This window comes from Devosia sp. XK-2 (genome assembly GCF_037113415.1).
Lineage (GTDB): Bacteria > Pseudomonadota > Alphaproteobacteria > Rhizobiales > Devosiaceae > Devosia.
The window spans coordinates 259,022-281,405 of record NZ_CP146608.1 but is presented as its reverse complement, the minus strand read 5'-3'; the positions used below and the strand labels follow the sequence as shown (position 1 = coordinate 281,405).

The window sequence follows — 22,384 nt, the reverse complement described above, 5'->3', positions numbered from 1 at the left end:
ACTGCCTTCGGACCAATATTACCAGCGCAAATTCACCTGCCGCCGAAAGCAACGGTGCTGCCAAGGCTTGCACAGACCGTCAGGCTGGGCGATCACTGAGGCATGCTCGATCTCAAGACGCTGCTGGTGCTGGAATTCTGCATAACCGCCTTATTGGCGATTGCCTGGATTCTGATCTGGATGGCCTGGCGGCATCTCTACCAGCTCAAGTTCCTCGCGGCCGGATTCACCGCCATCGCCCTTGGTTTGCTGCTGCTGCTAGAGCGCGGGCCCGACCCGGCCTTGTGGCGGATCGTGACCGACAACCTTGTTCTCAAGATCGGCCTGGTCCTGCTGGCTGACGGCGTTGCACGCTTCCTCGGCCGGCCCAGTTTCATTAAAATTGGGATCGTGTTTCTTGCCTTGCACATCCTCTTCTGGACACTGGCGGTCGTCTATGTGCCGGCCGATCTCGCCTTGCGCATTCACCTGTCCACAGCATTCACCGTGGTCATGATGGGGCTTCTGGCGCGCTCGGTTTATCTCAGCCACACGCAGTCGCGGTTCCTGCGCTGGATCACCATTGGTCTTTTGGCCGAATATGCCGGGGCCAGCCTGCTCCAGAGCTTGTTTGTCTATTGGGTGCCGGCGACTGTCGAAAACGGTCCGATCCTGAGCAACGTGAACGCCTGGTACTTCTTCCAAGGCACTTTGTTCATCACCGCGCTTTTCATCTGCCTGTTGTGCATGGTCAGCATGCGTCTTTTTGCCGATCTGCAGGACCGCAATACAGCTCTTGCCAATGAGGTTGCCGAGCGGCGGAGGCTGGAAGTCGAGCTCTCTGCCAGCCTCGATGCGGAGCGCGCTGCCCGCGAGGAGCAGAACCTGCTCATGCATATGGTCAGCCATGAATTCCGCACCCCGCTGGCGGCGATCCGCTACGCGCGGGACATGATCGAGGCCGTCCTTGAGCGGCCGCCCCAAACGGTCGCAAAACGCCTGGTCGGGATCGATCAGTCTATCGAACGCATGACCATGTTGATCGATCGTTTCCTGGCCGGGCAGAAGCAGGAGGAGGGCATCCTCGAATCCGAAGAGCTCGATATCGCCAAGCTGATGGAGAGTGTCACGCAGCCGTTCATCTTGACCGGCCAGGAGGGGCAGTTACGTTTTGGCAATGTCGAACAGGTGCGTGGCTATTGGGGCGATCCGGAAATGCTCGGGACTGTGCTGATCAACCTTATCGACAACGCTCTGAAATATTCCTTCGATGATTCACCGGTCGAGATTGCCGTCTTTGAACGCAAGAATATCCTTGTTTTTCAAGTCTCTGACCGGGGCATTGGCGTGCCCGAGGCAGATCGCGGACATCTCGGCCGCCGCTATTTCAGAGCGTCCAATGCCCGCGGCAGGACAGGCACAGGGCTGGGTCTGCACGCCTGCCGCAAACTTCTGGGCTATCACAACGGAACCCTATCCCTCTCGCCGCGACCCGGCGGGGGCACCGTCGCCATCGCCCGACTGCCCTTTCCCGGACCACGGCCTGGGGAAATGGTGGGCCACCAGATGGAGGAACAGGTTTGAGCCGCATCTACATCGTGGAAGACGAGGATAGTCTGCGCGTTGACCTGGTGGACTATATGAACTTGCAGGGCCTTGACGCGCTCGGGCTGGCCAGCGCTTCCGAGTTGCGCGAGGCGCTCGACGGTGGCACGGCCCCTGACGTCGTCATCCTGGATGTGTCATTGCCTGACGGGAACGGCTTCGCGCTTGCCGAGGAAATTCGCGCGCAGAACGGCTGCGGCATTATCATGCTGACCGCGCACGGCGGCGCGGAAAACCGCGTCCGCGGCTTCGAAAGCGGCGCTGACATCTATCTGGTCAAGCATACCAGTCTGCGAGAAATAGCGGCTGCCATTCACAGCCTCTTGCGTAGACTGAAAACGGTGCCTGCCCCTGACGAGGCGTCGGCGGAGGAGTGGATTTTTGACAGTGTCTCCTGGAAACTGATTGCGCCAACCGGTCAGACGATCCGGCTAACGGCGACGGAAAACGCATTTATCGGCGCGCTCGTCACCAATTTCGGCAAGCCGTGCACGCGCGAGGCACTCACGCGCATTCTCTCCAAACGGCAAACCCAGTTTGACAACCGCCACCTGGATGCGGTTGTCAGCAGGCTGCGCCGGAAGCTGGAAGAGAAGGCCAGTCTGGTTTCACCGATCCGGGCCGTTTACGGCGTCGGATATACCTTTAGCGGCCCTGTCCGAATGAAAGAGAACCTTTCGCCCTGATCAGATACCGAACCGTATTCCCGGTCTTCGTATGGCCAAGAAGGATCGGCGCGGAGGCCACCGGTCGCCTTGTAGATGGGCGAGGCCTTGGTACGCGGACACGCGAAGGGTAACCCTTGTCCCCCGTCTGTTGCTGCCCATATCGCCGATTGAAGGCGCGGACTCGCCTCAAGTTTCGGTCACAAGGCCAGCCATCCGCCTATCCCTCAAGGCTAAGAAGGCGCATGGCCCGGGCCAGCAGGTCCTTGCTGGGGCCAAGGGGGATGGCTTCGATCCCGACAAAGCCGGTATATCCGGCTTGGACAAGCCAATTCAGCTCGATTACCCAATCGACCGTTCCCGTGCCGAATTCGTGCCGACCCGGCACGTCTGCGACCTGCACATGGCCGACCAGATCCATATTGGTTGCAACTGCCCAACCCAGCGGCTCGGCATTGAGGATGGCGTGATAGCGATCATAAAGGAAGGCAACGTCCGGGCGACCGAGCTGGCGGAGCAGATCAAGCGCGGTTTTTGAATCCCGGACCAAGGCATTGGGTCCCTCGACCTGCCGGTTTACGACTTCGAGCAGCAGCGTCAAACCCGAGCCTGCAATCGCTGTCGCCGCTGCCTCCAGGGTCTCCATCAGGCAATCGCGCTGGATGGCCTCGTCAACGTCCGCGAGCCGGTCGCCTGGCAGCGCCACCAGATTGGGCGTACCCAATGTGATGGCGGCCTCGGCAGCACGTTGCACCCGATCAATGAATTGGCCGCGCGCTGCCGTATCGCCAAGCTGGCATTTGTCCCGCCAATCCTCCACGCAGAGGGTATGCAGCGTCGTCCCGGTGTCGCGCAGGGCGTCGCGCAGGTCCGGCAGCGGCTTGGTCCACCAGTCCCAGATTTCGACGGCCCTGAAACCGCTTGCCGCAGCGGCGCGAACCCTTGCAGGAAAATCCGCATGGTCTTCGGTGAAGGCGGTTTCGATGCAGGCACTGAACGCGATCATGCGCGGTAGCGCGATACGACGGCCAGGCCCTCGCGCAGTGCCGCGACGGGATCGGCCGCGACATCAAGTTCGATCAAGGCGATATCTCTGCCTGGCGTGCATGCATTGGCAGCGGCCCAGCCGGCCCAGTCAATCACGCCCTTGCCGAAGTCGGCCATGTAGCGCTGCTGCTGCTCATAAATGGTTGCGTCGATGACCAGGTGCCCCTCGATGGGACCAAGCGCGTCTTTCCAATGCGCCAGGGCGATGCGTTGGCGGTGACGTTCGGCGACCTGCACCGGATCGCCGCCGCCCAAGGCGATGTGGCAGGAATCCGGACAGAGCCAGACATAGCGCGGGTCGGTCAGCGCCATGAGCAGGTCGATGTCGCGTTCATACCAGAGCGTGCTGTTGGACTCGGTGTGCAGCGCGAGCTTAATCCCCTTCTGGCCGATCGCGTCGCCCACAGCATGGGCAATGTCGGCCATGGCCTGCATATAGCGACCGTCGATAAAGACAGATGGCTGTTCGCCGAAGGTCTTGCGCATTGGCAGGCCGCAGACGAGGATTTCGGCGCCGAGTTCGGCAAGAAAATCGGCACGGCGTTCTGCATCGGCGACGATGGCGGGCAGGTCTGCGTCGCCATCCCATTTCGGACCATCGGCGACAAAGGCGCTGACGACGCTGACGCCTGACGCATCCAGCGCCGACTTGAAGGCAGCCACGCTGCCAAAGGCGCGAAGGGCGTTGTCGATGCTGCCCGGTCCAAATGTCAGTTCAAGTCCGGTGACCCCTGTGCCGGATAGTGTTGCCAGCACTTTGTCCCAGAACGGGCGGGGGTTCGCCGCTCCCCAGGCGAGCACATCGTCAAAGGTGCTCAGACCCCAGAATGCCGGATCGTAGAAGGTGATGATGTCGGTTGCGACCGTGAACGGCATGAGAAATCCTTGCTGAGCCCAAGGCTCGGTATGACGGGGCTATTTGATGCCGGTGCCGGCAATGCCCTGGACGAAATATTTCTGCAGGAAAAGGAAGAGGATCAGCACCGGCAGGAGAACGACGATCGCCCCGGCGAGCAGCAATCCGTAATCGGTGGATCTGGCGCCCTGCGAGGCGACGGCAAGGCCGACCGGCAGGGTATAGGTGTCCTGGTTCTGAGCCACGATCAGGGGCCAGAGGAAATAGTTCCAGGAATTGAGAAAGGTAATGATCGCGACGGTCGCGATGGCGGGCCCGACCAGAGGCAGGAAGATGCGAAAGAAGATGGTGATTTCACCGGCTCCGTCGAGCCGTGCGGCTTCAAGCAATTCGTCGGGTACGGAGTCGGCGAACTGGCGCATTATGAAGACACCGATGGGCATGACCGCGATCGGCAGCACCACGGCCACCAATGTGTTGACCAGCCCCATCTGCACGATGATGAAGAACTGGGGCACGAACAGCGCGATATAGGGCACCATCATTGCCGCCAGCACGCAGCCGAAAACCAGCTTGTGGCCGGGGAATTCGAGCTTGGCCATGGCATAGCCTGCCATTGTGGCAAACAGCACGTTGGTCAGTACGGTGGCCGCAGACACGATCAGCGAATTGACCATATAGCGGCCGAACATACGTTCAGCGAACAGGGTCACGAAATTGCTGACATTGGTGAAGCTCTGCGGCAACCAGGCGCCCGGCGCAGCCAAGATCTCCGCCTGGGACTTGAAGGCACCGAACAGCACCCAGACGAAAGGCAGCAACGCGACGATCGCCCCCAGGGTCAGAAGTCCATAGAGGAAAGTGGTCAGAACGGGATGAGGCTTGTTGATCATCGTGCCCTCAGCCAGCGCAGTTGCACAATGCCCAGAACCACAACAATAGCCAGCATGACATAGGACCCGGCCATGGCCGGCGCGATATTGCCCTGGCCGAACTGCTCATAGACCCAGAGTGCGACCGATTTGGTGGAACTGAGCGGCCCGCCCTTGGTGAGCAGGTAGGGTTCATCGAAAATATTCATGAATGACACGGTCATCAGGACGGTGACGAGCAGTGTTGCCGGCTTGAGCAATGGCAGGGTTATGGCGGTAAACCGCCGCCAGGTGGACGCGCCATCGATCATGGCGGCTTCGTAGACGTCTTCCGGGATAGCCTGCAGGCCGGCCAGAAACAGCACCATGCAAGTGCCCACATTACGCCATACCGCCAGCATGATCACGGTAGGCATGGCCATTTTCGGATCACCCAGCCAGTTGATCCCGGTGACACCGAGCGAGCCAAGCATGGAATTGACCGGACCGCTGAGGGTGAAGGCATATTGCCAGATCACGGCGGCGGCCACGATATTGGTGATCACGGGCAGGTAAAAGGCCGCGCGATAGGTGGACCGCAGCTTGGTAATGCCATTGTTGAGCCCGATGGCCAGAGCCAGGCCAATCGCCATTGTCAAAGGCACGCCGACAATTACGAAGAGCGCAGTCGTCCAGACCGACTTAAGAAATCCAGCATTGGTCAATACCCGGACAAAGGTGTCGAGGAAGACAAAATCGACCTCGAGCGGACGCCTGATATCGGCAACGCCGATATCGGTGAAACTGTAGATCAGAGCCAGTATCGCCGGCACTGCGGTGAAAACGACGAAGATCGTCATGAATGGCGCGATGAAGAGCCATGCGGTCGTCGCCCGCATGTGGCGGGGCTCGGACATCAGGGATGCGATCCGGGACAAGGCTAAGCTCCAGGCTGGGCGGACGGCCAGATTTGGCCCCAGGCTCAAAGAGCCCGGGGCCGGGGGGACATCAGTTGCCCAGGCCGACGCCTTCGGCAAACATCTGCACGTCGTCGAGCACATCCTGGGCGCTGGCCTGACCACGGGCCACCAGTTCCATCTGCTGACCGAGATAGGTGCCAACCTGCGGCCAGGTAGAAACCTGCGGGATATCCACTGCCGTCAGCAGGGCCTCGCGCTCAGCATCGAGCAAGGGGTTGGAGGCGATTGCCGGATCGTCCCAGGCGGCCTTAACGGCGGGGAGCGAGCCGAAGTACTTGTACCAGGCGATCTGGGTTTCCGGCTGCGTCATATAGCTGATCAGTTTCCAGGCGGCGTCCGGATTGCCGGCATCTTCGAGCACGGCAAGGCTACCCGAACCCAGGGCCGAGAAACTGCCCGCAGGACCTGCAGGGACCAATGCGGTGGCCAGATGGTCCTTGATCCATTCAGCGCCATTGGCATCCACCAGGAACTGCTCCAGCCAGGGGCCATTGTCCTTGGCCGCGATCTGACCTGAGGTAAACCAAGGCACGGTATCGAGGAATTTCGGACCATCGGCAGAGGCGTACCCTTCCGCAATCAGCGATCCCCAGTATTCGAGCGCAGCGACATTTTCAGGGCTATTGATAGTCCAGGCTGAACCATCCGCGCTGATGAAGGCGCCGCCATTCTGGTGGACGAATTCATTCAGACTTTGGGCATTGTAAATGTCGTAGCCAACATCGAGCGAAATCGGCCATTCAACGCCCTGCTCCTTCATGGCTGCAGCGAATGTCTTGAGCTCGTCCCAGGTCTTGGGCGCCTCAAGGCCAGCGGCTTCCGCAAGGTCCTTCCGGTATTGGAACATGGTGGCGTAGGCATCCATCGGGACACCGTAGGCCACCCCATCCTTGACGGTGGATTTGTAGACATTGATGAAGAAGTCTTCGGGGTCGAACAGGCCTTCAGGCACTTCGGCAAAAGCGCCCGTGGCCAGAAGCCCTGCCTGACTCTGGGAGTAGAGGCGCACTACGTCCGGCACAGTGCCCGCGGCAATGGCCGTGAGCAGCTTGGTATCAAACTGGTCGGACGGAATCTGCGTGACCTCGATTTTGAGCTCGGGGTTAGCAGCTTCGAAGTCTGCGAGGAAAGCTGGCAATTTCTCGGCTTCGGCACCGCCGATCCAGATCTGCAGGGTGCCGGTCGCTGGCGTGTCCATCGCGCTTTGGCCATTCGCCTGAGCGGTTAGGGCTGTGGCAGCCAACAGAACAGCTGCTGGAAGAAGATGTTTCATAGCGGTCGGTCCTCCGGGATTGACCAGTGAATGACAACATTCTGGGCCCTTCCGAACGCGGCTTCCCTCCAGCACCGGTCGGACCATTTTTGTTTGGCAATCGATTGCCAACGCGATAGTCATGGCATATGCTGATTTGGTGCGCAAGAGTGATCACTGCCTCAAAATTGGGCGAATCGGAAATGTCGTGAAGGCGCAGGGGGATAGCATGGCCAAAAATGATGAGCGTTCACCCGGGCCATCAATTGCCGATGTTGCCCGGGAAGCAGGTGTCGCCACCTCGACCGTAAGCCGGGCCCTGACCAAACCGGGGCGCATTGCCGAGCCGACGCGCCTCAAGGTAGAGGCGGCCGCCCGCAAGCTTGGCTATACCGTCAACCAGACGGCGCGGAGCCTGCGGATGGGGCAGACCCGCACCGTCATGATCGTCCTGCCCGAAGCTCTCTATATCGGCGCTTCTCAGACGGTGATGGAGGGCCTTGAATCGGTGGCCAAGACATTGACCGAGCGCGGCTATCATCTGCTGATCGCCAATGTGTCGCGCGAAGCATGGACCGACGAACACATCATCACAACGGCTCTGGGAGGCACCATATGCGGGGTGATCCTGATGGCCTCACTGCCGCCCAGGGCCGCCGCATTGACATTGGCTGATGCCGGCCTGCCCGTGGTTTCATTGCATTTCGACCAGAGCGACGACGGCATTCCCAGCGTCGTCAGCAATGACTACGCGGCCATCTCCGAGGCGGTTCGGACCCTGCTGGCAATGGGGCATCGCCGCTTTGCCTATATTGGCGGCCGGGCTGGCAATTATCACGAAGGGCAGCGCTCGAGGGGTGTATCGGAAACGCTCACCCTTGCTGGCGTGCCCGCTGAAAGTCTGCAGATCTTTCCCGGCGACTTCAACTTTGGCGGTGGCGCAAAGGCAGCTCAGGACTATCTGGAGATCGCTCCCGATCGTCGCGCCAGTGCTGTGATCTGCGCCAATGACGACACAGCGATCGGCTTTATCAAGACGGTGCGCGATGCCGGCCTGGATGTGCCTTCTGATGTGTCTGTCATCGGCTTCGACGACGCGCCGGTGGGCGCCTATATGGTCCCGAGTCTCTCCACCATCCAGCAATCCACGACCGGTCTGGGCCAGCAGGCCGCCGACCTTCTGATCCGCATGGTCGAGGGTGAGGCCGTGGCGGCCGATGAGCGTATCGAGGTGGCCTGCCAATTGATCCTGCGCCAGAGCGTGCGAAAGATCGAACCATGAGCCTGACGGAAAAACCAAGCCTGCGGGGCCGCGCAATTGTAGGCGATTTCTTTCATGCGCCGACGCGCGACCGCCTTGAGGTCTTGACCGACACGCTGATCGCGGTGGACGAGGCTGGAACGATAACGGCAGTTTTGGGTCCTGATGCCGCGGGTCGTGCCGCTGCGGAAGCCGATCTGGGTAGCAATATCCTGCGATTGCCGCGGGGCAACTACGGCCTGCCCGGCATGGTGGATTTGCACGTGCACGCACCACAATATCCGCAACTGGGGCTGGCGCTCGACGCGCCGCTGGCCGAATGGCTCGACACCTACACATTCCCGCTCGAGGCGCGCTATGCCGATCTCGACTTTGCCGCCCCGCGCTACCGGGCGCTGGTCGAGGACCTCTTGGCCCAGGGCACCACGACCGTTGTCTATTTTGCCACCCAGCATGTAGATGCCACCAAGCTATTGGCCGATCTTTGCCTCGAACTTGGGCAGCGCGCGCTGGTGGGCAAGGTAGCCATGGACGACCCTGCCACCTGTCCGGAGGACTATCGGGATGCCGATGCCGTGGCGGCCGTGTCCGGCACACGCGCGGTGATCGACTATATCCGGGCCCACCCTGACAATGCCGAGGCACGCGTTCTGCCCGTTGTGACACCGCGGTTCACGCCGTCCTGCACGCCCGAGGCTCTATCCGGGCTTGGCGCATTGGCTGCCGAGCATGCGTGCCATATCCAGACCCATTGCTCGGAAAGCGACTGGGCGCATGGTCATGCCCTCAATCGTTTCGGCAAAAGCGATGCGGAGGCTCTAGACGACTTCGGCCTTCTGACGCGCCATACAGTCCTCGCTCATTCGAACTTTCTGTCCGGCGACGACATGGATCGTGTCGCCGGGCGCGGCGCGGGCGTCGCCCATTGCGCACTCTCCAACATCTACTTTGCCAACAGCGTCTTTCCGCTGCGCAAGGCGCTTGAGCGGCAGGTGCGGGTCGGGCTGGGCACCGATATTTCGGGCGGGCCGTCCGCTTCCATGTTCGAGGCCTGCCTGACGACCGTGCGCGCGTCGCGTCTGTTGGAAGATGGTGTGGATCCAGACCTGCCGGCAGAGCGCCGTGGCAGAGCCGGTTCAGCCATTGATTTGGTCACGGCCTTTCACCTGGCCACGGCGGGCGGGGCTGACGTGCTCGACCTGCCGGTCGGTCGACTGCAACCAGGCTGCCGCTTCGATCTGGTTCAGATCGATACGAGGGCGCGGAATGGCGGCATTCGCCTGTTCGATATCACCAGACCCGAGGCGATCTTTGAAAAGATCATCCATGGTACGACGCGGGCCAATATCGCCGCGGTCTGGGTGGATGGACACCAGGTCGTCGCGCCCCCACCAGACGATCTCGGACGGCACTAGCCCGGTCCCCGGACACATCCTCAGCAACGAACCCTTGGAGCCATTATGTCGGACACAATTTACGATGCCTTGATCGTTGGGTCAGGTGCGTCCGGCATGTTCGCAGCCCAGGAGCTGACCGCGCGGGGCCTTCGTGTGTTGCAGCTCGAGGCCGGTCCGAAAATCGGTGTGGACGACTTTAATCCGTCCTCGGTGCCCCGTCAGAGTGACATTAATCTCTGGCAGCGCGCCAAGGCCTTTATGGGCGGCCAGGGCATTCAGGCACGGGCAGCCTTTTTCGACGCGCGGCAACGCCACCTCTTCGTCAATGACCGGCAATCGCCCTATACGACACCCCCCGACGCCCCCTTTGTGTGGATCCGCAGCCGCCAGGCCGGCGGTCGCACCCATGTGTTCGGCCGCATGCTTCTGCGCTGGACCGATGATGATTTCAAGGTTCACAGCCGCACCGGCCGGGGCGTGGATTGGCCAATCGGCTATGACGAGCTCGTGCCCTATTACGAAGAAGTGGAGCGCACACTCGGTCTCTATGGCGAGGACGACCATGTCCCCACCTTGCCCGACAGCGTCTATGCACACCGCGCGCAGATGACGGCGGCAGAACGGCAATTCAAGCAGGACGTCGAGGGCCAGTGGCCCGATCGCAAGATCGTCACCTGGCGCTATATCGGGCCGGAACCAACGCGCGTGCTTCGTCCCATGCGCGAGGCCCTGGCCAGCGGCCGCCTCGAGCTTCGCTACAACAGCATTGTGAGCCGGGTCCTCACCGACGAAGCCGGGCGACAGGCTACGGGCGTTGAAGTCATCGATCGCCTCACACGCCAGAAGAGCACCATTCATGCCCGTTCCGTGGTGCTTTGCGCCTCGCCGATCGAAACGATCCGTTTGATGCTCAATTCGGCCACGCCGCAGCATCCGGCAGGTCTGGGCAACCGCTCGGGCACGCTGGGGCGCTATTTCGTTGATCAATTGCCCTGCGTGGTGGCCGGAACCTATGAGCGGGCCAAGGGCTGGGGCACGGCAGACAGCGCGCCGGCCGATCCCTTCTACGGCCCCTCGGGGGGGATCTATATGCCACGCTTCCTCGGCCCGGACGGGCAGAAGGCGGGTTCGGACTTTGCCTTCCAGGGCAGTATCGGCCGCTACGCCGCCCCGCCGGATGCCGATGCCCGCTTCAGTTTTTTCGGCTATGGCGCCATGGATGCGGACCCGGACAACCGCATTAGTCTCGATCCCAAACGGCGCGACGCCTGGGGCATTCCGGTACCGCATATCCGCTGCAAGATCGGCGCGCATGACACCGAGAGGCTCAAGGCGCAGATCAGCGCCATCGTCGAGACCATTGAGGGCGCAGGCGGTCACATTGACTATGTCGGCTCACCCCTGGGCCTTGAGGAAAAGGGGCGCGGCGCCTATCCGGACGCGGACCCGTTCAGCCGCTTTGTTTTTCGAAAAATGTTCCCGCGCACCATGGTCATGGGGGCTGCCATCCACGAGGCTGGCGGCGCACGCATGGGTGACGATGCCAGCACGTCAGTTCTCAATGGGTGGAACCAGAGCTGGGACCTGCCTAACCTATTGGTGACCGATGCCAGCGCGTTTGCCGGCAGCGGCGTCTCCGGAACCACACTGACCATCATGGCCATGACGGTAAGGGCCTGTCGTCGTCTGGCGTCACGACTGAAAAGCGAACCGGCATAGGGCCTCTCCGGACCGCTAGCGTGCGGCGCGGGCTTATTTGCTTCCCTGACGGACTTGCGTTCTAGCCTGTCTTGGGGAGCAATGCCGGCTGGCAACGCTCTTGAAATTACCGTCGCGTCCGAATCTCGCGGAGTGGGCCTGGCGCGGCTTGCACTTCTGCGCCAGGCCTGAAGGTCAGGGCTACTTGCCCAGCGATGTCATCAGGGTGTCGACAATGTCATTGCCGGCACGCTCGCGCACCATATCGACTACGCCGGTGGTCTTTTCCTGGAACTGGGCCAGTTCTTCGGACGACAGGTCAACAATGGTCATATGGGTTTCCAGTTCGGCGCGCTGGCTGTCCTGCAATTCGGCCTGGACGTCCCACTGGAATTTAGTGGCAATGTCGAAGCTTTCGTCGACGGCCTGCTGCAGGTCCTGCGGCAGCCCATTGTACCATTCCAGACTTACGGCGTTCACGTTGGCGAGCAGGATGTGGTTGGTGTTGATCAGGTATTTCTGCACTTCATAGAAGCGCTGGCTCAGAATGTGCCCATAGGGGTTCTCCTGCGCGTCCACCACGCCCTGCTGCAGGGCACCATAGAGTTCGGTGAAGGCGATCGGCGTAGGCGATGCCCCCAGGTCGCGCCAGATGGCGATGTGGATAGGGTTTTCCTGCACACGGACGCGCAGCCCGGCGGCGGCGATGTCGGCGGGGCTATGCACCTCGGTGTCTTTGGTGGTCAAATTGCGGAAGCCACCATCCATGATGCCCATGAATTTGAGGCCCTTGGCCTCCATGGCCGCACTGATTGCCTCGGCCAGCGGACCTTCGTTCAACAGTGTGTAGCGAGCGTCCTTGTCGGCCGGCATGACATAGGGAATGTCAAACACCGCCAGCTCGGGCACGAACTGCACAGCGGCCGAGCTCGACATCGGGGCGAACTGGATGTCACCGAAGATCGCGGCCTCCATGGTTTCGCGGTCGCCACCCAGCGCACCACCACCCTGGTCGACCACGTCGATGCGCCCATTGCTGCGCTGCTCGATCTCGGTCTCCAGTCGGTTGAACGCCTGATAGATCGGGTGCTTGGTGTCCGACAGCGTGTGCGCCATGATCATGGTGTAGTCCTGCGCCATGGACGGCGTCGTGACCATGAGTGCCGACAGCAGGCCGGCGCTGGTCAGGATAGTGGAAATACGCAAGGTCTCTCTCCCCTTTTTGGTTTGCTTTTGAGTTGGATGTGTCGGGCTAGAACATCGAGGGCAGCCACAGCGCGACGGCTGGGATGTAGGTGACGATGGCCAGACCAATGATCAGCAAGGTCAGCGGGATCGGCAGCCCCTTGCAGATTTCGACCAGACCCAGCCTGGTCAGCTGGGTGGCAATGAAGATATTTGCGCCCACCGGTGGGGTGACGAAGCCAATGGCCAGGTTAACGGTCATGACGATGCCAAAGTGGATCGGGTCGACGCCGTAGAGCAGCATGACCGGCAGCAGGATCGGCGTTAGCACGATAATGGCCGCGAGTGTCTCCATGACCATGCCGACCAGCAGCAGGATCGCATTGACCAGCAGCAACAGCATCAGTGGTTCGTGCACGATGGTGGAGACGAAATCGCCCAGCATGACAGGCACGCCCAGCAAGTTGAGCACGCGCCCGAGCGCCGCCCCAGTGCCGGTGATGATCAGAATGGGGGCGATGGTCAGGGCCGTACGACCCACGACGCGGATAAGCTCGGGAAAGGTCAGTTCCCGAAAGACAAAGAGCGACACGAAGGCGCTATAGGCCACCGCAATCGCCGCGGCCTCGGTGGGCGTGAACACGCCGCTATAGATGCCACCCAGCACCACCACCGGCGCCAACAAGGCCCAGAAACTGCTGCGAATGGCCTGGCCGAACGGCACATCGCCAGCCGTGGTGCGGATGCGGTCCTTGTGGCGGGTGCCATACCAGAAGGCGTAGGCCATCAGCAGACCGCCAATGGCCATGGCCGGACCGATGCCGGCCAGGAAGAGCTCGCTGACCGAGACATTGGCGGCCATGCCATAGATGATCATGGGAATGGACGGGGGCACGATCACCCCCAGGGTGCCTGAGGTGACAACCAGCACCGTCGAGAAGCGCTTGTCATAGCCGTTGGCGGTCAGAAGCGGGATGGCCATGGCGCCGATGGCCGCCACCGTTGCCGGTGACGATCCCGAGATCGCGCCAAACAACATGCAGGCCGCCACGGTCGAAATAGCGAGGCCGCCGTTCAGGCGCCCCAGAAGCGCATCGGCGAAGTTGAACAACCGGCGGGCCAGCCCGCCTGCGGTCATGATGTCACCGGCGACCATGAACAGCGGCACCGCCAGCAACGGGAAGGAATCGAGTGCCGTAACGATGGTCCGGACTACCTGACTAGGATTGACCGGCGCGCCCAGCCAACCGGGCACAAAAGAGGCCAGGCCGATGGCAATGGCGATCGGGATCGTCAGGAACAGCAGGATAATGAAGGAACCCAGGGCAAGCGCGGGATACATCAGCGGCCAGCCTCTTTTTGCAGTTCAGACGGGACGGGAGCGATCTCGGCCGTTTCAGGTTCGGGCGGGACAAGTCCGTAGCGCAATTGCAGGTAAATCTGCTGGATAGCCCGCAGGATTGAAGCCGCGGCTCCGACCGGTAGCGCCAGATAGACCCACCAGATCGGGATTTCGAGCGATGGCGAGAGCTGGTTCATCTGCTGCACGCGCTGCACGAAGGGCAGTGAATAGACGATGATGACGACGCCGAACACGATAATGCCGGTCATCGAGATCAGCCGAAACAGGCCGACAGAACGCGGCCCGAACAGGATCGGAGCGAAGTCCACGACGATATGCCGGGACTCACGAACGGCCAGGCTGGTACCGATCATCGTGCACCATACCAGGAGGTACCGCGCCAGCTCTTCGGCCCAGACCAGTGGGCTATTGATGACGTAGCGCATGAAAACCTGCAGCACCAACACCACCGAAATGGTGACCAGGATGGCGGTGAGCAGATATTTTTCGCTCTTTTGGTCGATGAATGTCAGAACCGGCATGGTTGGGCCTCGATCGCTCAGAGCAGGTTGCGGGGTGTGCGCCCGTCAAGCGCATCGATCACGGCTTGGGCCGTGAGCACACCGATGCCGGTATAGGTTTCATAGGTCTCTGCCGCCGTATGGGGCGTGGTGACAATGCCGGCCGTGTGGAACAGCGGATTGGTCGGGTCGCTCGGCTCGCGCTCGTAAACATCGATTGCCGCGCCACGCAGCTTGCCGCTATCCAGCGCTGCCTTGAGAGCGACCTCATCCACGAGTGCCCCGCGGGCTGTATTGATGAAATAGGCGCCGTCCTTCATGCGGGCGAAGCTGGCGCTGTTCATGAAATGACGCGTCTCGGGCAGGCTTGGCAGCATGGTGCAGACTATGTCCGACCGTGCCAGCAAGCGCTCGGCATTCACCAGCTCCACATTCAGCGCTGCCGCGGCTTCCGCATTGGGGAACTTGTCATAGGCAATCACGGTGACGTCGAAGCCGCTGAGCTTTTTGGCGATTTTCTGGGCGATATTGCCAAAACCCAGAATCCCGACGGTGCGCCCTACCAGCTCCTCGCCGACGAAACGATCCCAGCCCCCTTGGCGGGTCGAAGTGTGCAGATCGGGGATACCGCGCATGGCGGCGATGATCAGCCCGATGGTCAATTCCGCCACGGCATTGGCATTGCCGCCCGCCGCATTGGTGACCTTGATCCCCCGGGCCCGAGCCGCCTCGATGTCGATATTGTCCACGCCCACCCCGAAGCGTGAAATCACCTTGAGTTGCGGCGCCAGCGCGAACACAGCCTCGTTCCAGCTGTCAACACCGGCCACGACCGCATCCACCGCTCCGACGCGCTCCGAGAGTTCTTCAAAAGTCATCGGGCGGCCAAAATCGTTCTCGATCACCTGGCAGTCATGCGCTTCGAGAAGCGCTTTGCCCTCGCGGCAGAGGCGCGAATAGTTCGTGGCGGTTACCAATACGGTGCGGGTCAACGTGATGTCCTCAAGCGGTTTGGGGCAAGCCGGATGCCGGTCCGGCCTGCTCGAGTTCAATCGAGACCGATCAGCTGCTTGCAGCGCGCGGCCAGGCTTTGCATCTGCGTCACCGTGGTGGGAAAGTGCAGGGCGTCATAGCCGCCGATGGGTCGGCTGCGGCAGATGCGGCTCTCAAAGGTGCCGATCTGTTTGTGGTAGTCCTTGGCGTTGACCGGATAGTCGAGATATTCCGACAGCGCGCCCAGCGTCAGGATTTCCGAGAGCACGGCCGCCTTGTCCGGAGCCTTGCTCCAATTCTCGACCAGCCAGACATAGAGCGCTGGATGGAAATTGGCCATCACGCCCGAATAGCCATGTCCGCCGGCCTTGAGCGTATCGAGCAGGGTTTGGGCATTGGCATTGAGCAGGTGCAGGCGGCTGCCTTCGATAAGCTTGATGCGGCGCCGGATGGTCTCGATATTGCAGCAGGTATCCTTGATGAAAGTGAAGCGGTCCGATTTTGCGCACCACTCTACCGCCGCGTCGGACAGCAAGCGCTTGTATGGGTAAGGGCATTCATAGACGCCCATGGTGGTTGGGGCCGGCACCGCCTCCGTCAGGCGCTTGAGCCAGTCGAGTGCCATCTCGTCGGATTGATCGGCGGTCGCCAGCCGATTGGAAATCAGGATGACGCTGTCCACGCCGGTATCGGCAATGGCGGCGACCTGTTCGACCTGGCGGGTAAAAGTGTCGGCCGTGTGGCCCGATGCCACAACGGGGACACGTCCATCGGCATAGTCAACGATGAAGCGGGTCAGCTCCACCGACTCCGTGTCGGACAGAAAGAACATCTCACTCGATTGGCAATTGGCGAACAAGCCGTGCACGCCATTGGCGATGTACCAGTCGATCAGTCGCTCCAGCGACCGCCAGTCGATTTCCAGATTGTCCCGGAAGGGCGTCAGCATCACCGGCCAGATGCCGGAGTGACGGTCGAGTTCAGCAGCAGTAGCGGTCAACAGGTCATACCTTCTTTGCGTCAAAACCGGCGCGGAGACCATCACGACCGCTCTCACCGGAGCGTGGTTCACTCAGAGCCGAGGGCGTGCGCAATCGCGCCCGGAAATGAGCCCTGATGTCGAGATTTCTCCTCACCTGCTAAACCTGCTCACACAAGTTAGCAAAGGACCTTTAGCGAAATTGAGGCCTCAGGACAAGGGGGTGCGGGTCTGGTCCCGCCTGCGGTGGAAATCCGCCGTTCCGGACCCGCCACATCTGTTGCCAAGGACTTGTCTGGCCAATACAAATTTGTCCGGATGCGCTCGGTGCGAGGCCGGTGATCCTGGCAGCCACCAATGGAGAAAACCGCCGTTTCATGGCCAAGACGATCAAGGAAATTGCGCGCGATACCGGTTATTCACGCACCACCGTCACGCTGGTGATCAATGGCAAGGCCGATGACTACCGCATCAGTCCCAAGGCCCGCGCAATCATCGAGGCCTATATCGCCGAACACGGCTATCGCTACAATCAGGCGGCACGCAGCCTCAAACTGGCCCGTAGCCACACAGTGGGGCTCATCGTTCCCGACATCGCCAATGCCTTCTTTGCCCGTCTGGCCGCAGCGCTTGAACGGCATTGCCGGGAACGAGGTTTTGTCCTGGTCACCACGTCCACCGGTGAAAGCCCCGAAGCCGAGCGCATGGCGCTAGAGAATTTCCTCGCGCGTGGCGTCGACGGCGTCATTCTCACTCCTTGCGAGCCGCGGCGCAGCTTGCCGGCGCTCGGGCGCAAGACAGAAATGCCGATTGTCCAGATCGACCGAAGGTTTGAGGGCGATGACGGTTTCGTCGTCACCAGCAACCATTTTGCCAGTGCCGAGACACTGACCCAACAGATCATCGCCGCTGGCGCCAGCGAGATCACCTTCCTCACGGGCAGTCCCGCCAATCCAACCACGCTGCAGCGTATCCGCGGTTTCGAGAGCACGACGGCCCAACTGCCAAACGCTGCCGCCCGCTTCACAGTGCGCTCCTCGGATCAGGACACTGAGGAGGGTGGCCATGCTCTCGTGGAGGGCCTGTTCGATGCGCGCGACACCCTGCCGGATGGCATGATTTTTGGCTCGCTGCTGATCTTCCACGGAGCCATGCGCGCCATCCGCGGCCGCCTCGGTGCCATACCTGCAGACCTCATCGCAGGCACCTTTGCTCATTCCGCCATCATAGAATATCTGCCCAATCGGGTATTCGTCGTCCAACAGGATGAGCCCTTGTTGGCCCAAAAGGCCTTTGAGGCCCTTGCTCAACTCATGCGCAAGGAAAGGCCGAACAGGCAGGTCATCTATGTTGAGACCAATCTGGTCGCTTACCGAGCTTCAGGCGCCTAAAAATATCCCTGCGACCATCGCGCCAAAAGACTGGTTGCCCTTGACCTTGCGAAAGCACCGAAACGGAAGCCGGCAGCATCACCGGGGTTGCCCGGTCTTCTTACTCTCAGCAGCTCTCGCCTCCCCCGCCCCGTTGCCGTCGCCTGGACCAACTCAGTAGACTGGCAACTTTCAGGAAAGCGCGATTGCCACCTGGGTCGCGGGAACGGGGGCACGCAGAGCTTAGGAATGGCGGAAAGAATGGGATTCTCACCCTTTTTTTTGCCTTAAGCCATTGTCCCGTCGAGATTAGCCGTGGTCGCGAGCCCAAAGCTGCAATTTGGCGAAGAAGTCGGAGAAGGTGAGGCGATTGTCGATCTGCGTATAGACGCGGATCGGCGGCAATCTCGTCTCAACCATGCCATAGCTGCCGTCATCACGAATGACGGGCCGGGGCTGCAAGACATAGAAGCTCGATGCAGGGTCAGCCTCAAACGCCGATTGCAGCGCGGTCAGCGTCACCAGAGGGCTGTCGCCCATGGCATAGGTTTCTCCGATATTGAACCCGATCTTGCCGGTCCGCTCCATAACTGCCTCGATCGACTTCTGCAGGTATGCTCCTAGCGTTCCCTGCGTGCCAACAGACGCGATCAGCTCGGCATAGCTCAGAAGCACCTGCCGATAGGCATTTCGCGGCACCTGCCAGATGGCCATGCCAGAGGCAAAAACGACCTGAGCCGCGGCAATGTCGATGCGTAGATTATATTCCGGCCCATTCGCGCCGGGCGGTGGCGGAGCCAGTTCGGGATATTCCGGTCCGCCGATCCAAACCAAAGTCATGCGCTCGGCAATTGTGGGATCGATGAGAAGGGCCGAAGCGAGATCGGTCAGCCCGGCACCCGCCGCATAAAAGAGCGGTAGGTCCGTATCGGTGCGCCGCGCCTCGGCGATGATGGCGCGCGCTGCCGGCGTATCTCGCGGCGTCGCGCGATCCACGATCGCCTTTTCGGCGCCGCGATGGATAGTGAAATGTTCTTCTACCCCCATCGTGGCGAGCAACTTGCGCAGTACTTTTTCGGCATTGCTCGCCTGGTGCTCAGTAGCATCCCAGGGGTCGCCCACGGACAAGTGGGAGGGGACAAAGAAGGATATCTCGACCGTGGGCGATAGCAGGTGATGCGCCGTCTGAACCAGATCATCCGGGTCACCGGAATAATCATTGTCGATGATGACGCGAGCGCGAGGCTTGACGAGTGGCCAGTTGAGCAGATTGGCCATGGTCAGCTTTGCGCCGGGCGAATGCGAATGGCCAGGTGCGAACGGCCTGGCAGTTCTACGGCAAAGGCGGCATCCGGCTTGCGCGGACGAATATGGGCCCCGTGACGGGTCGGGTGGTTTTCCGGCGCGGGCACGATCTTTGCCGGTTCGACAGTCATGGCCCAGGTGTCGATCAGGTCGGCCTCATAGGCAAGATCATCCTGCGGCAGGCCGCTGGCCCAGATCACGGGCTGATGTTCGCCGAAATAGATGATGGTCGTAGCGCCATCCTTGGCACCGGAAATGCGGTTCCAAGGGAAGCGCATTTCCGGGTCGATGGGTTCAAATCCGGTGCGAACGCTTTCCTCCATGATCTGCCGGAGGAAGCCGATGCGCTTCCAGGCCTCGCCATGCAGCTCGCCGCCCTTGGCCCACCAGATCAGGTCATCGGGGTTGCTATAGGTCTCGCCGTGGCCGGCATAGCCACCGCGCATGGTCGTGATCCAGAAGCGGTGCACCAGTTCTTCGGCCGAGATATTGCCCCAGGACTGGATGATGTTGCCCTCATATTCGGGCTCGTCATTGACCACGGGCTTGCCATAGGCGTCGCGCCATTCGGTGGTGCGCTTCACATCCCAGTTCTGGATGCAGGCATGGGTGACCCAGGCTTTCCGGTGATCGTAATTGGCTTCCGGATCGCCATTGTGGATCGAGCGCAAATGCCCATAGGGATCGTTTTCCTCGATGATGTGGAAGTAGCGATCCCATTGATGCATCGGCTTGGTGTCGAGCAGGAAGTCATATTCATTGGCCAGCGACCACCAGACATTGTGATAGGCCGCGAGGCGTGCCGTGAGATACGCGAAGAAACGATAGTCCTGCGCCTCGCTCATCTCGCAATAGCCCCATCGGTCATAGGGGTGCAGCATGATGATGTCGGCCTGGATGCCGATATCGCCCAGCGCCTTCACCTGATTTTCGAAATGCCGGAAACTTTCGGGATTGGGGCGGTCAAAATCGAGATTGCCATCCGCGTCGCGCTGATAGACGTCGTGCAGCGGCTCGTTGATGTTGTAGGGATAGTCCTTGGGAAAAACGCCCATACGCAGCTTGTTGAACCGCGCCTTTTTAAGCGTCTGCAGCGTTTTGTCCTGCTCACCCAGCGGTTGATGCGTCCAAGCGTAACAGGTGGTACCAAAACTGAGGAAAGGCGTTCCATCAGCATGGGCGAAGTGGTAGCGGTTGGCGACCTGCACCGGCCCGTGATTGCCGGGCCGTGGAGCGGTCACCGCCAGGCGGCCGCTCTGACCGTTGAGATCAGAAGAGTTTGAGCGCGTCTCATAGGTCCACTCACCCTGGTTGTCAGGCATGAAGCGGAGCTTGTACGTCCCTTCCCCGTCATAAAATCCTGGGATGCGAACGGCGCGGCCATTCTGCCTGAAGGTTGCCTCCAGCGTTACGTCGAGGAAGGGATTACCCTCTGCGGGCCCCCGCAACGAGACCTCGAACATGTCCCATTGTGCAATCACGGTCACGGTCAATCTCCTCAGCCCTCGACGCGCTTGAACAGCATGGCCAGGTAGGGCTTGGGTTCAAAATGCAGCACATCACCGCGCTGCACGCTGTCGGACAGTTTTGTCTCTGTCATGTTCCAGGTGTCGATCAGAGTGGCGGAATAGCGCTCATCGGGCGGCACGGCGACGGTCAGTTCGCGGGGCTGATTTTCGCCCATATAGGTGAGGTAATAGCGATGCGGCTGTCCCGCGGTAGCCCACCAGGCTTGAACGCGCGACCAACCCTCTTCACCTTGAGGGCTCGCGAATAGTTGCTGGAGCACGACATGGTCGAGCCCGCCAGCCATCTGGATACGATAGGCACCAGTCGACTTGACCGGATCCAGACCCTCGTCCGGCCCGTCTTCGAGAATGCGTCTGAGGAAGGCGATGCGCTCAACGCTCTCGCCGATCAGCTTGCCACCCTTGGCCCACCACAGGGTCTCGCTGTCATTGTAGTAGGTCTCGCCATGGGTGACGTAGCCGCCATTGACGGTACCGTCCCAGAAACGGCGGACCATTTTTTGCGGCGTGATATTGCCCCATAGCTCGGAAATATCGCCCTCGTAGCAACATTCATCGATCGAGACGGGCTTGCCGTATTTCTCACGCCACAGAGCCGAATTGCTCGCCGCAGAGCGCTGGATACTCGAATGGGTAATGCGCGGGTGGTTGTGGTCGTAGAACGCAAAGCAGTTGTGAACACTCAGCAGGTGACCAAAGGGATCATTGTCCGAAACGATGTGGATGAACCGATCCCAGTCGGCCAGTGTCTTGCTCGGCATGAGGTCATATTCATTGGCCATCGACCACCACACATTGGGCAGCGCCGACAGCCGGGCGGTCAGATATTTGAGATAGGCGTCATCCTGAGCCGGGGACATGCGGGAAAAGCCCCAACGGTCATAGGGATGGAAAATGATCAGATCGGCCTCGACGCCGATTTCGGCGAGCTGGTTGATCCGCATTTCGAGATGCCGGAAATAGTCGGGTTCGAAGCGCTCGAAATCGAACTCCCAGCCACCATTGCCACCGTTGAAGCTGCCGTCCCAAGCGCTGGTGCCCTGCTTGATCAGGGGGAAGGGATAGCGGTCCGGCTCGTTCTGGTTGTAGCGGTAGTGCTTGGGAAAGACACACATGCGGATTTTGGTGAAGGGCGCTTCGGCCAGCGTCGCCAAAGTCTGCTGCTCGACCGCTTCGCCTTGCAGGTTCCAGACATAGGCCGTGGTGCCAATATTGATGTAGCGTGTGCCGTCAGCATAGCGGAAATGATGGCGGTTGGAGACCCGCACCGGCCCGTGATGACCCGGCTTTGCCGCGCCCACCTCAAAGCTGCCCTGGGCGCCATCCAGTTCTGGAGCGTTGCTGATCGTGACATAGCTCCACGTGCCCGCCTCGTCGGGCAAGAGGCGGAACTTGTATTGTCCGTTGCCATCGTAAAAGCCATTAACCCGGACTTCGCGCTCGCCGTGCCGAAAGATGGCGCGCAGCTGGACATCGTGGAACGGATTGCCACTGCTTGGTCCCTCAAGGGTGAGTTCATAGGTGGCCCAAACAGAGGCCGCACCCGTGGCGTGTGCTGACTTGGTCATC

General features: G+C 60.8%; 19 protein-coding genes. 6 read left to right on the top strand and 13 right to left on the bottom strand.

Annotated elements, in window-relative coordinates:
- The first annotated feature begins 102 nt into the window (after positions 1 to 102).
- Both V8Z65_RS01360 and V8Z65_RS01355 read left to right on the top strand, forming a co-directional pair.
- Positions 103 to 1,563 carry a HAMP domain-containing sensor histidine kinase gene (locus V8Z65_RS01360; RefSeq protein ID WP_338722040.1) on the top strand — a complete coding sequence of 487 codons (1,461 nt, stop codon included), beginning with the start codon at positions 103 to 105 and terminating at the stop codon, positions 1,561 to 1,563.
- 14 nt (positions 1,564 to 1,577) lie between these two features.
- Positions 1,578 to 2,270 (top strand): response regulator transcription factor, encoded by a 693-nt coding sequence (locus tag V8Z65_RS01355; protein WP_338722039.1) that lies wholly within the window; start codon positions 1,578 to 1,580, stop codon positions 2,268 to 2,270.
- Positions 2,271 to 2,469: 199 nt separating this feature from the next.
- Here the strand turns inward: V8Z65_RS01355 and V8Z65_RS01350 are convergent, their stop codons facing one another.
- The 5 genes from V8Z65_RS01350 to V8Z65_RS01330 all read right to left on the bottom strand — a co-directional run bounded on the left by V8Z65_RS01350 (position 2,470) and on the right by V8Z65_RS01330 (position 7,181).
- The gene (locus V8Z65_RS01350) at positions 2,470 to 3,255 is read right to left on the bottom strand and encodes a TIM barrel protein (RefSeq protein WP_338722037.1); all 786 of its coding nucleotides are present in this window, start codon (positions 3,253 to 3,255) and stop codon (positions 2,470 to 2,472) included.
- The gene (locus V8Z65_RS01345) at positions 3,252 to 4,172 is read right to left on the bottom strand and encodes a sugar phosphate isomerase/epimerase (protein ID WP_338722036.1); all 921 of its coding nucleotides are present in this window, start codon (positions 4,170 to 4,172) and stop codon (positions 3,252 to 3,254) included. Before V8Z65_RS01345 ends, V8Z65_RS01350 begins: the two co-directional genes overlap by 4 nt.
- A 39-nt stretch (positions 4,173 to 4,211) precedes the next feature.
- Positions 4,212 to 5,045, bottom strand: a complete 834-nt coding sequence (locus V8Z65_RS01340) for a carbohydrate ABC transporter permease (protein WP_338722034.1) — start codon at positions 5,043 to 5,045, stop codon at positions 4,212 to 4,214.
- A complete protein-coding gene (locus tag V8Z65_RS01335; RefSeq protein ID WP_338722033.1) occupies positions 5,042 to 5,920 on the bottom strand; it encodes a sugar ABC transporter permease in 879 nt (292 codons plus the stop codon). The genes V8Z65_RS01340 and V8Z65_RS01335 overlap by 4 nt, the downstream gene beginning before the upstream one ends.
- 91 nt (positions 5,921 to 6,011) lie before the next feature.
- The gene (locus tag V8Z65_RS01330; protein WP_338722032.1) at positions 6,012 to 7,181 is read right to left on the bottom strand and encodes an extracellular solute-binding protein; all 1,170 of its coding nucleotides are present in this window, start codon (positions 7,179 to 7,181) and stop codon (positions 6,012 to 6,014) included.
- Between the two features lie 283 nt (positions 7,182 to 7,464).
- Between V8Z65_RS01330 and V8Z65_RS01325 the strand changes: the two genes are divergently transcribed.
- The 3 genes from V8Z65_RS01325 to V8Z65_RS01315 are packed head-to-tail and all read left to right on the top strand — an operon-like array spanning position 7,465 to position 11,612.
- Positions 7,465 to 8,517, top strand: coding sequence for a LacI family DNA-binding transcriptional regulator (locus V8Z65_RS01325; RefSeq protein WP_338722031.1), 1,053 nt, complete (start codon positions 7,465 to 7,467; stop codon positions 8,515 to 8,517).
- Complete coding sequence (guaD, locus tag V8Z65_RS01320; RefSeq protein WP_338722030.1) at positions 8,514 to 9,911, top strand: guanine deaminase; 1,398 nt, start codon at positions 8,514 to 8,516, stop codon at positions 9,909 to 9,911. The genes V8Z65_RS01325 and guaD overlap by 4 nt, the downstream gene beginning before the upstream one ends.
- 45 nt (positions 9,912 to 9,956) lie before the next feature.
- Positions 9,957 to 11,612 carry a GMC family oxidoreductase gene (locus V8Z65_RS01315; protein WP_338722029.1) on the top strand — a complete coding sequence of 552 codons (1,656 nt, stop codon included), beginning with the start codon at positions 9,957 to 9,959 and terminating at the stop codon, positions 11,610 to 11,612.
- Positions 11,613 to 11,792: 180 nt separating this feature from the next.
- Here V8Z65_RS01315 and V8Z65_RS01310 read toward each other — a convergent pair whose 3' ends face one another.
- Genes V8Z65_RS01310 through V8Z65_RS01290 form a run of 5 tightly spaced genes read right to left on the bottom strand, consistent with a single transcriptional unit; the run spans position 11,793 to position 16,632 of the window.
- Positions 11,793 to 12,797, bottom strand: a complete 1,005-nt coding sequence (locus tag V8Z65_RS01310; RefSeq protein WP_338722028.1) for a TRAP transporter substrate-binding protein — start codon at positions 12,795 to 12,797, stop codon at positions 11,793 to 11,795.
- Positions 12,798 to 12,843: 46 nt separating this feature from the next.
- The gene (locus V8Z65_RS01305) at positions 12,844 to 14,118 is read right to left on the bottom strand and encodes a TRAP transporter large permease (protein ID WP_338722027.1); all 1,275 of its coding nucleotides are present in this window, start codon (positions 14,116 to 14,118) and stop codon (positions 12,844 to 12,846) included.
- Entirely contained in the window at positions 14,118 to 14,660 is a 543-nt protein-coding gene (locus V8Z65_RS01300; protein ID WP_338722025.1) for a TRAP transporter small permease, read from the bottom strand. The genes V8Z65_RS01305 and V8Z65_RS01300 overlap by 1 nt, the downstream gene beginning before the upstream one ends.
- A 17-nt stretch (positions 14,661 to 14,677) precedes the next feature.
- Positions 14,678 to 15,631: a phosphoglycerate dehydrogenase gene (locus V8Z65_RS01295; protein WP_338722024.1), complete on the bottom strand. Its 954-nt coding sequence runs from the start codon at positions 15,629 to 15,631 to the stop codon at positions 14,678 to 14,680.
- A gap of 56 nt (positions 15,632 to 15,687) precedes the next feature.
- Positions 15,688 to 16,632 carry a dihydrodipicolinate synthase family protein gene (locus V8Z65_RS01290; RefSeq protein WP_338722023.1) on the bottom strand — a complete coding sequence of 315 codons (945 nt, stop codon included), beginning with the start codon at positions 16,630 to 16,632 and terminating at the stop codon, positions 15,688 to 15,690.
- A 356-nt stretch (positions 16,633 to 16,988) separates the two neighbouring features.
- Between V8Z65_RS01290 and V8Z65_RS01285 the strand changes: the two genes are divergently transcribed.
- Entirely contained in the window at positions 16,989 to 18,002 is a 1,014-nt protein-coding gene (locus tag V8Z65_RS01285) for a substrate-binding domain-containing protein (protein WP_338722022.1), read from the top strand.
- A 288-nt stretch (positions 18,003 to 18,290) separates the two neighbouring features.
- On the opposite strand, the gene V8Z65_RS01280 is transcribed toward V8Z65_RS01285, so the two are convergent.
- From V8Z65_RS01280 to V8Z65_RS01270, 3 genes are read right to left on the bottom strand one after another with little or no spacing between them, the layout of a single operon-like run.
- On the bottom strand, positions 18,291 to 19,259 hold the full coding sequence (locus V8Z65_RS01280) for a nucleoside hydrolase (RefSeq protein ID WP_338722021.1): 969 nt from the start codon (positions 19,257 to 19,259) through the stop codon (positions 18,291 to 18,293).
- 2 nt (positions 19,260 to 19,261) lie between these two features.
- Positions 19,262 to 20,779, bottom strand: coding sequence for a DUF5060 domain-containing protein (locus tag V8Z65_RS01275; RefSeq protein WP_338722020.1), 1,518 nt, complete (start codon positions 20,777 to 20,779; stop codon positions 19,262 to 19,264).
- 5 nt (positions 20,780 to 20,784) lie between these two features.
- Positions 20,785 to 22,383: a DUF5060 domain-containing protein gene (locus V8Z65_RS01270; RefSeq protein WP_338722018.1), complete on the bottom strand. Its 1,599-nt coding sequence runs from the start codon at positions 22,381 to 22,383 to the stop codon at positions 20,785 to 20,787.
- Position 22,384: the final 1 nt, after the last annotated feature.

Coding starts and splice junctions, on each gene's coding strand:
- V8Z65_RS01315 (WP_338722029.1), top strand. CDS start 9,957: ATGTCGGACACAATTTACGATGCCTTGATCGTTGGGTCAGGTGCGTCC.
- guaD (WP_338722030.1), top strand. CDS start 8,514: ATGAGCCTGACGGAAAAACCAAGCCTGCGGGGCCGCGCAATTGTAGGC.
- V8Z65_RS01280 (WP_338722021.1), bottom strand. CDS start 19,259: ATGGCCAATCTGCTCAACTGGCCACTCGTCAAGCCTCGCGCTCGCGTC.
- V8Z65_RS01300 (WP_338722025.1), bottom strand. CDS start 14,660: ATGCCGGTTCTGACATTCATCGACCAAAAGAGCGAAAAATATCTGCTC.
- V8Z65_RS01360 (WP_338722040.1), top strand. CDS start 103: ATGCTCGATCTCAAGACGCTGCTGGTGCTGGAATTCTGCATAACCGCC.
- V8Z65_RS01340 (WP_338722034.1), bottom strand. CDS start 5,045: ATGATCAACAAGCCTCATCCCGTTCTGACCACTTTCCTCTATGGACTT.
- V8Z65_RS01335 (WP_338722033.1), bottom strand. CDS start 5,920: ATGTCCGAGCCCCGCCACATGCGGGCGACGACCGCATGGCTCTTCATC.
- V8Z65_RS01345 (WP_338722036.1), bottom strand. CDS start 4,172: ATGCCGTTCACGGTCGCAACCGACATCATCACCTTCTACGATCCGGCA.
- V8Z65_RS01330 (WP_338722032.1), bottom strand. CDS start 7,181: ATGGACACGCCAGCGACCGGCACCCTGCAGATCTGGATCGGCGGTGCC.
- V8Z65_RS01325 (WP_338722031.1), top strand. CDS start 7,465: ATGGCCAAAAATGATGAGCGTTCACCCGGGCCATCAATTGCCGATGTT.
- V8Z65_RS01285 (WP_338722022.1), top strand. CDS start 16,989: ATGGCCAAGACGATCAAGGAAATTGCGCGCGATACCGGTTATTCACGC.
- V8Z65_RS01350 (WP_338722037.1), bottom strand. CDS start 3,255: ATGATCGCGTTCAGTGCCTGCATCGAAACCGCCTTCACCGAAGACCAT.
- V8Z65_RS01305 (WP_338722027.1), bottom strand. CDS start 14,118: ATGTATCCCGCGCTTGCCCTGGGTTCCTTCATTATCCTGCTGTTCCTG.
- V8Z65_RS01270 (WP_338722018.1), bottom strand. CDS start 22,383: ATGACCAAGTCAGCACACGCCACGGGTGCGGCCTCTGTTTGGGCCACC.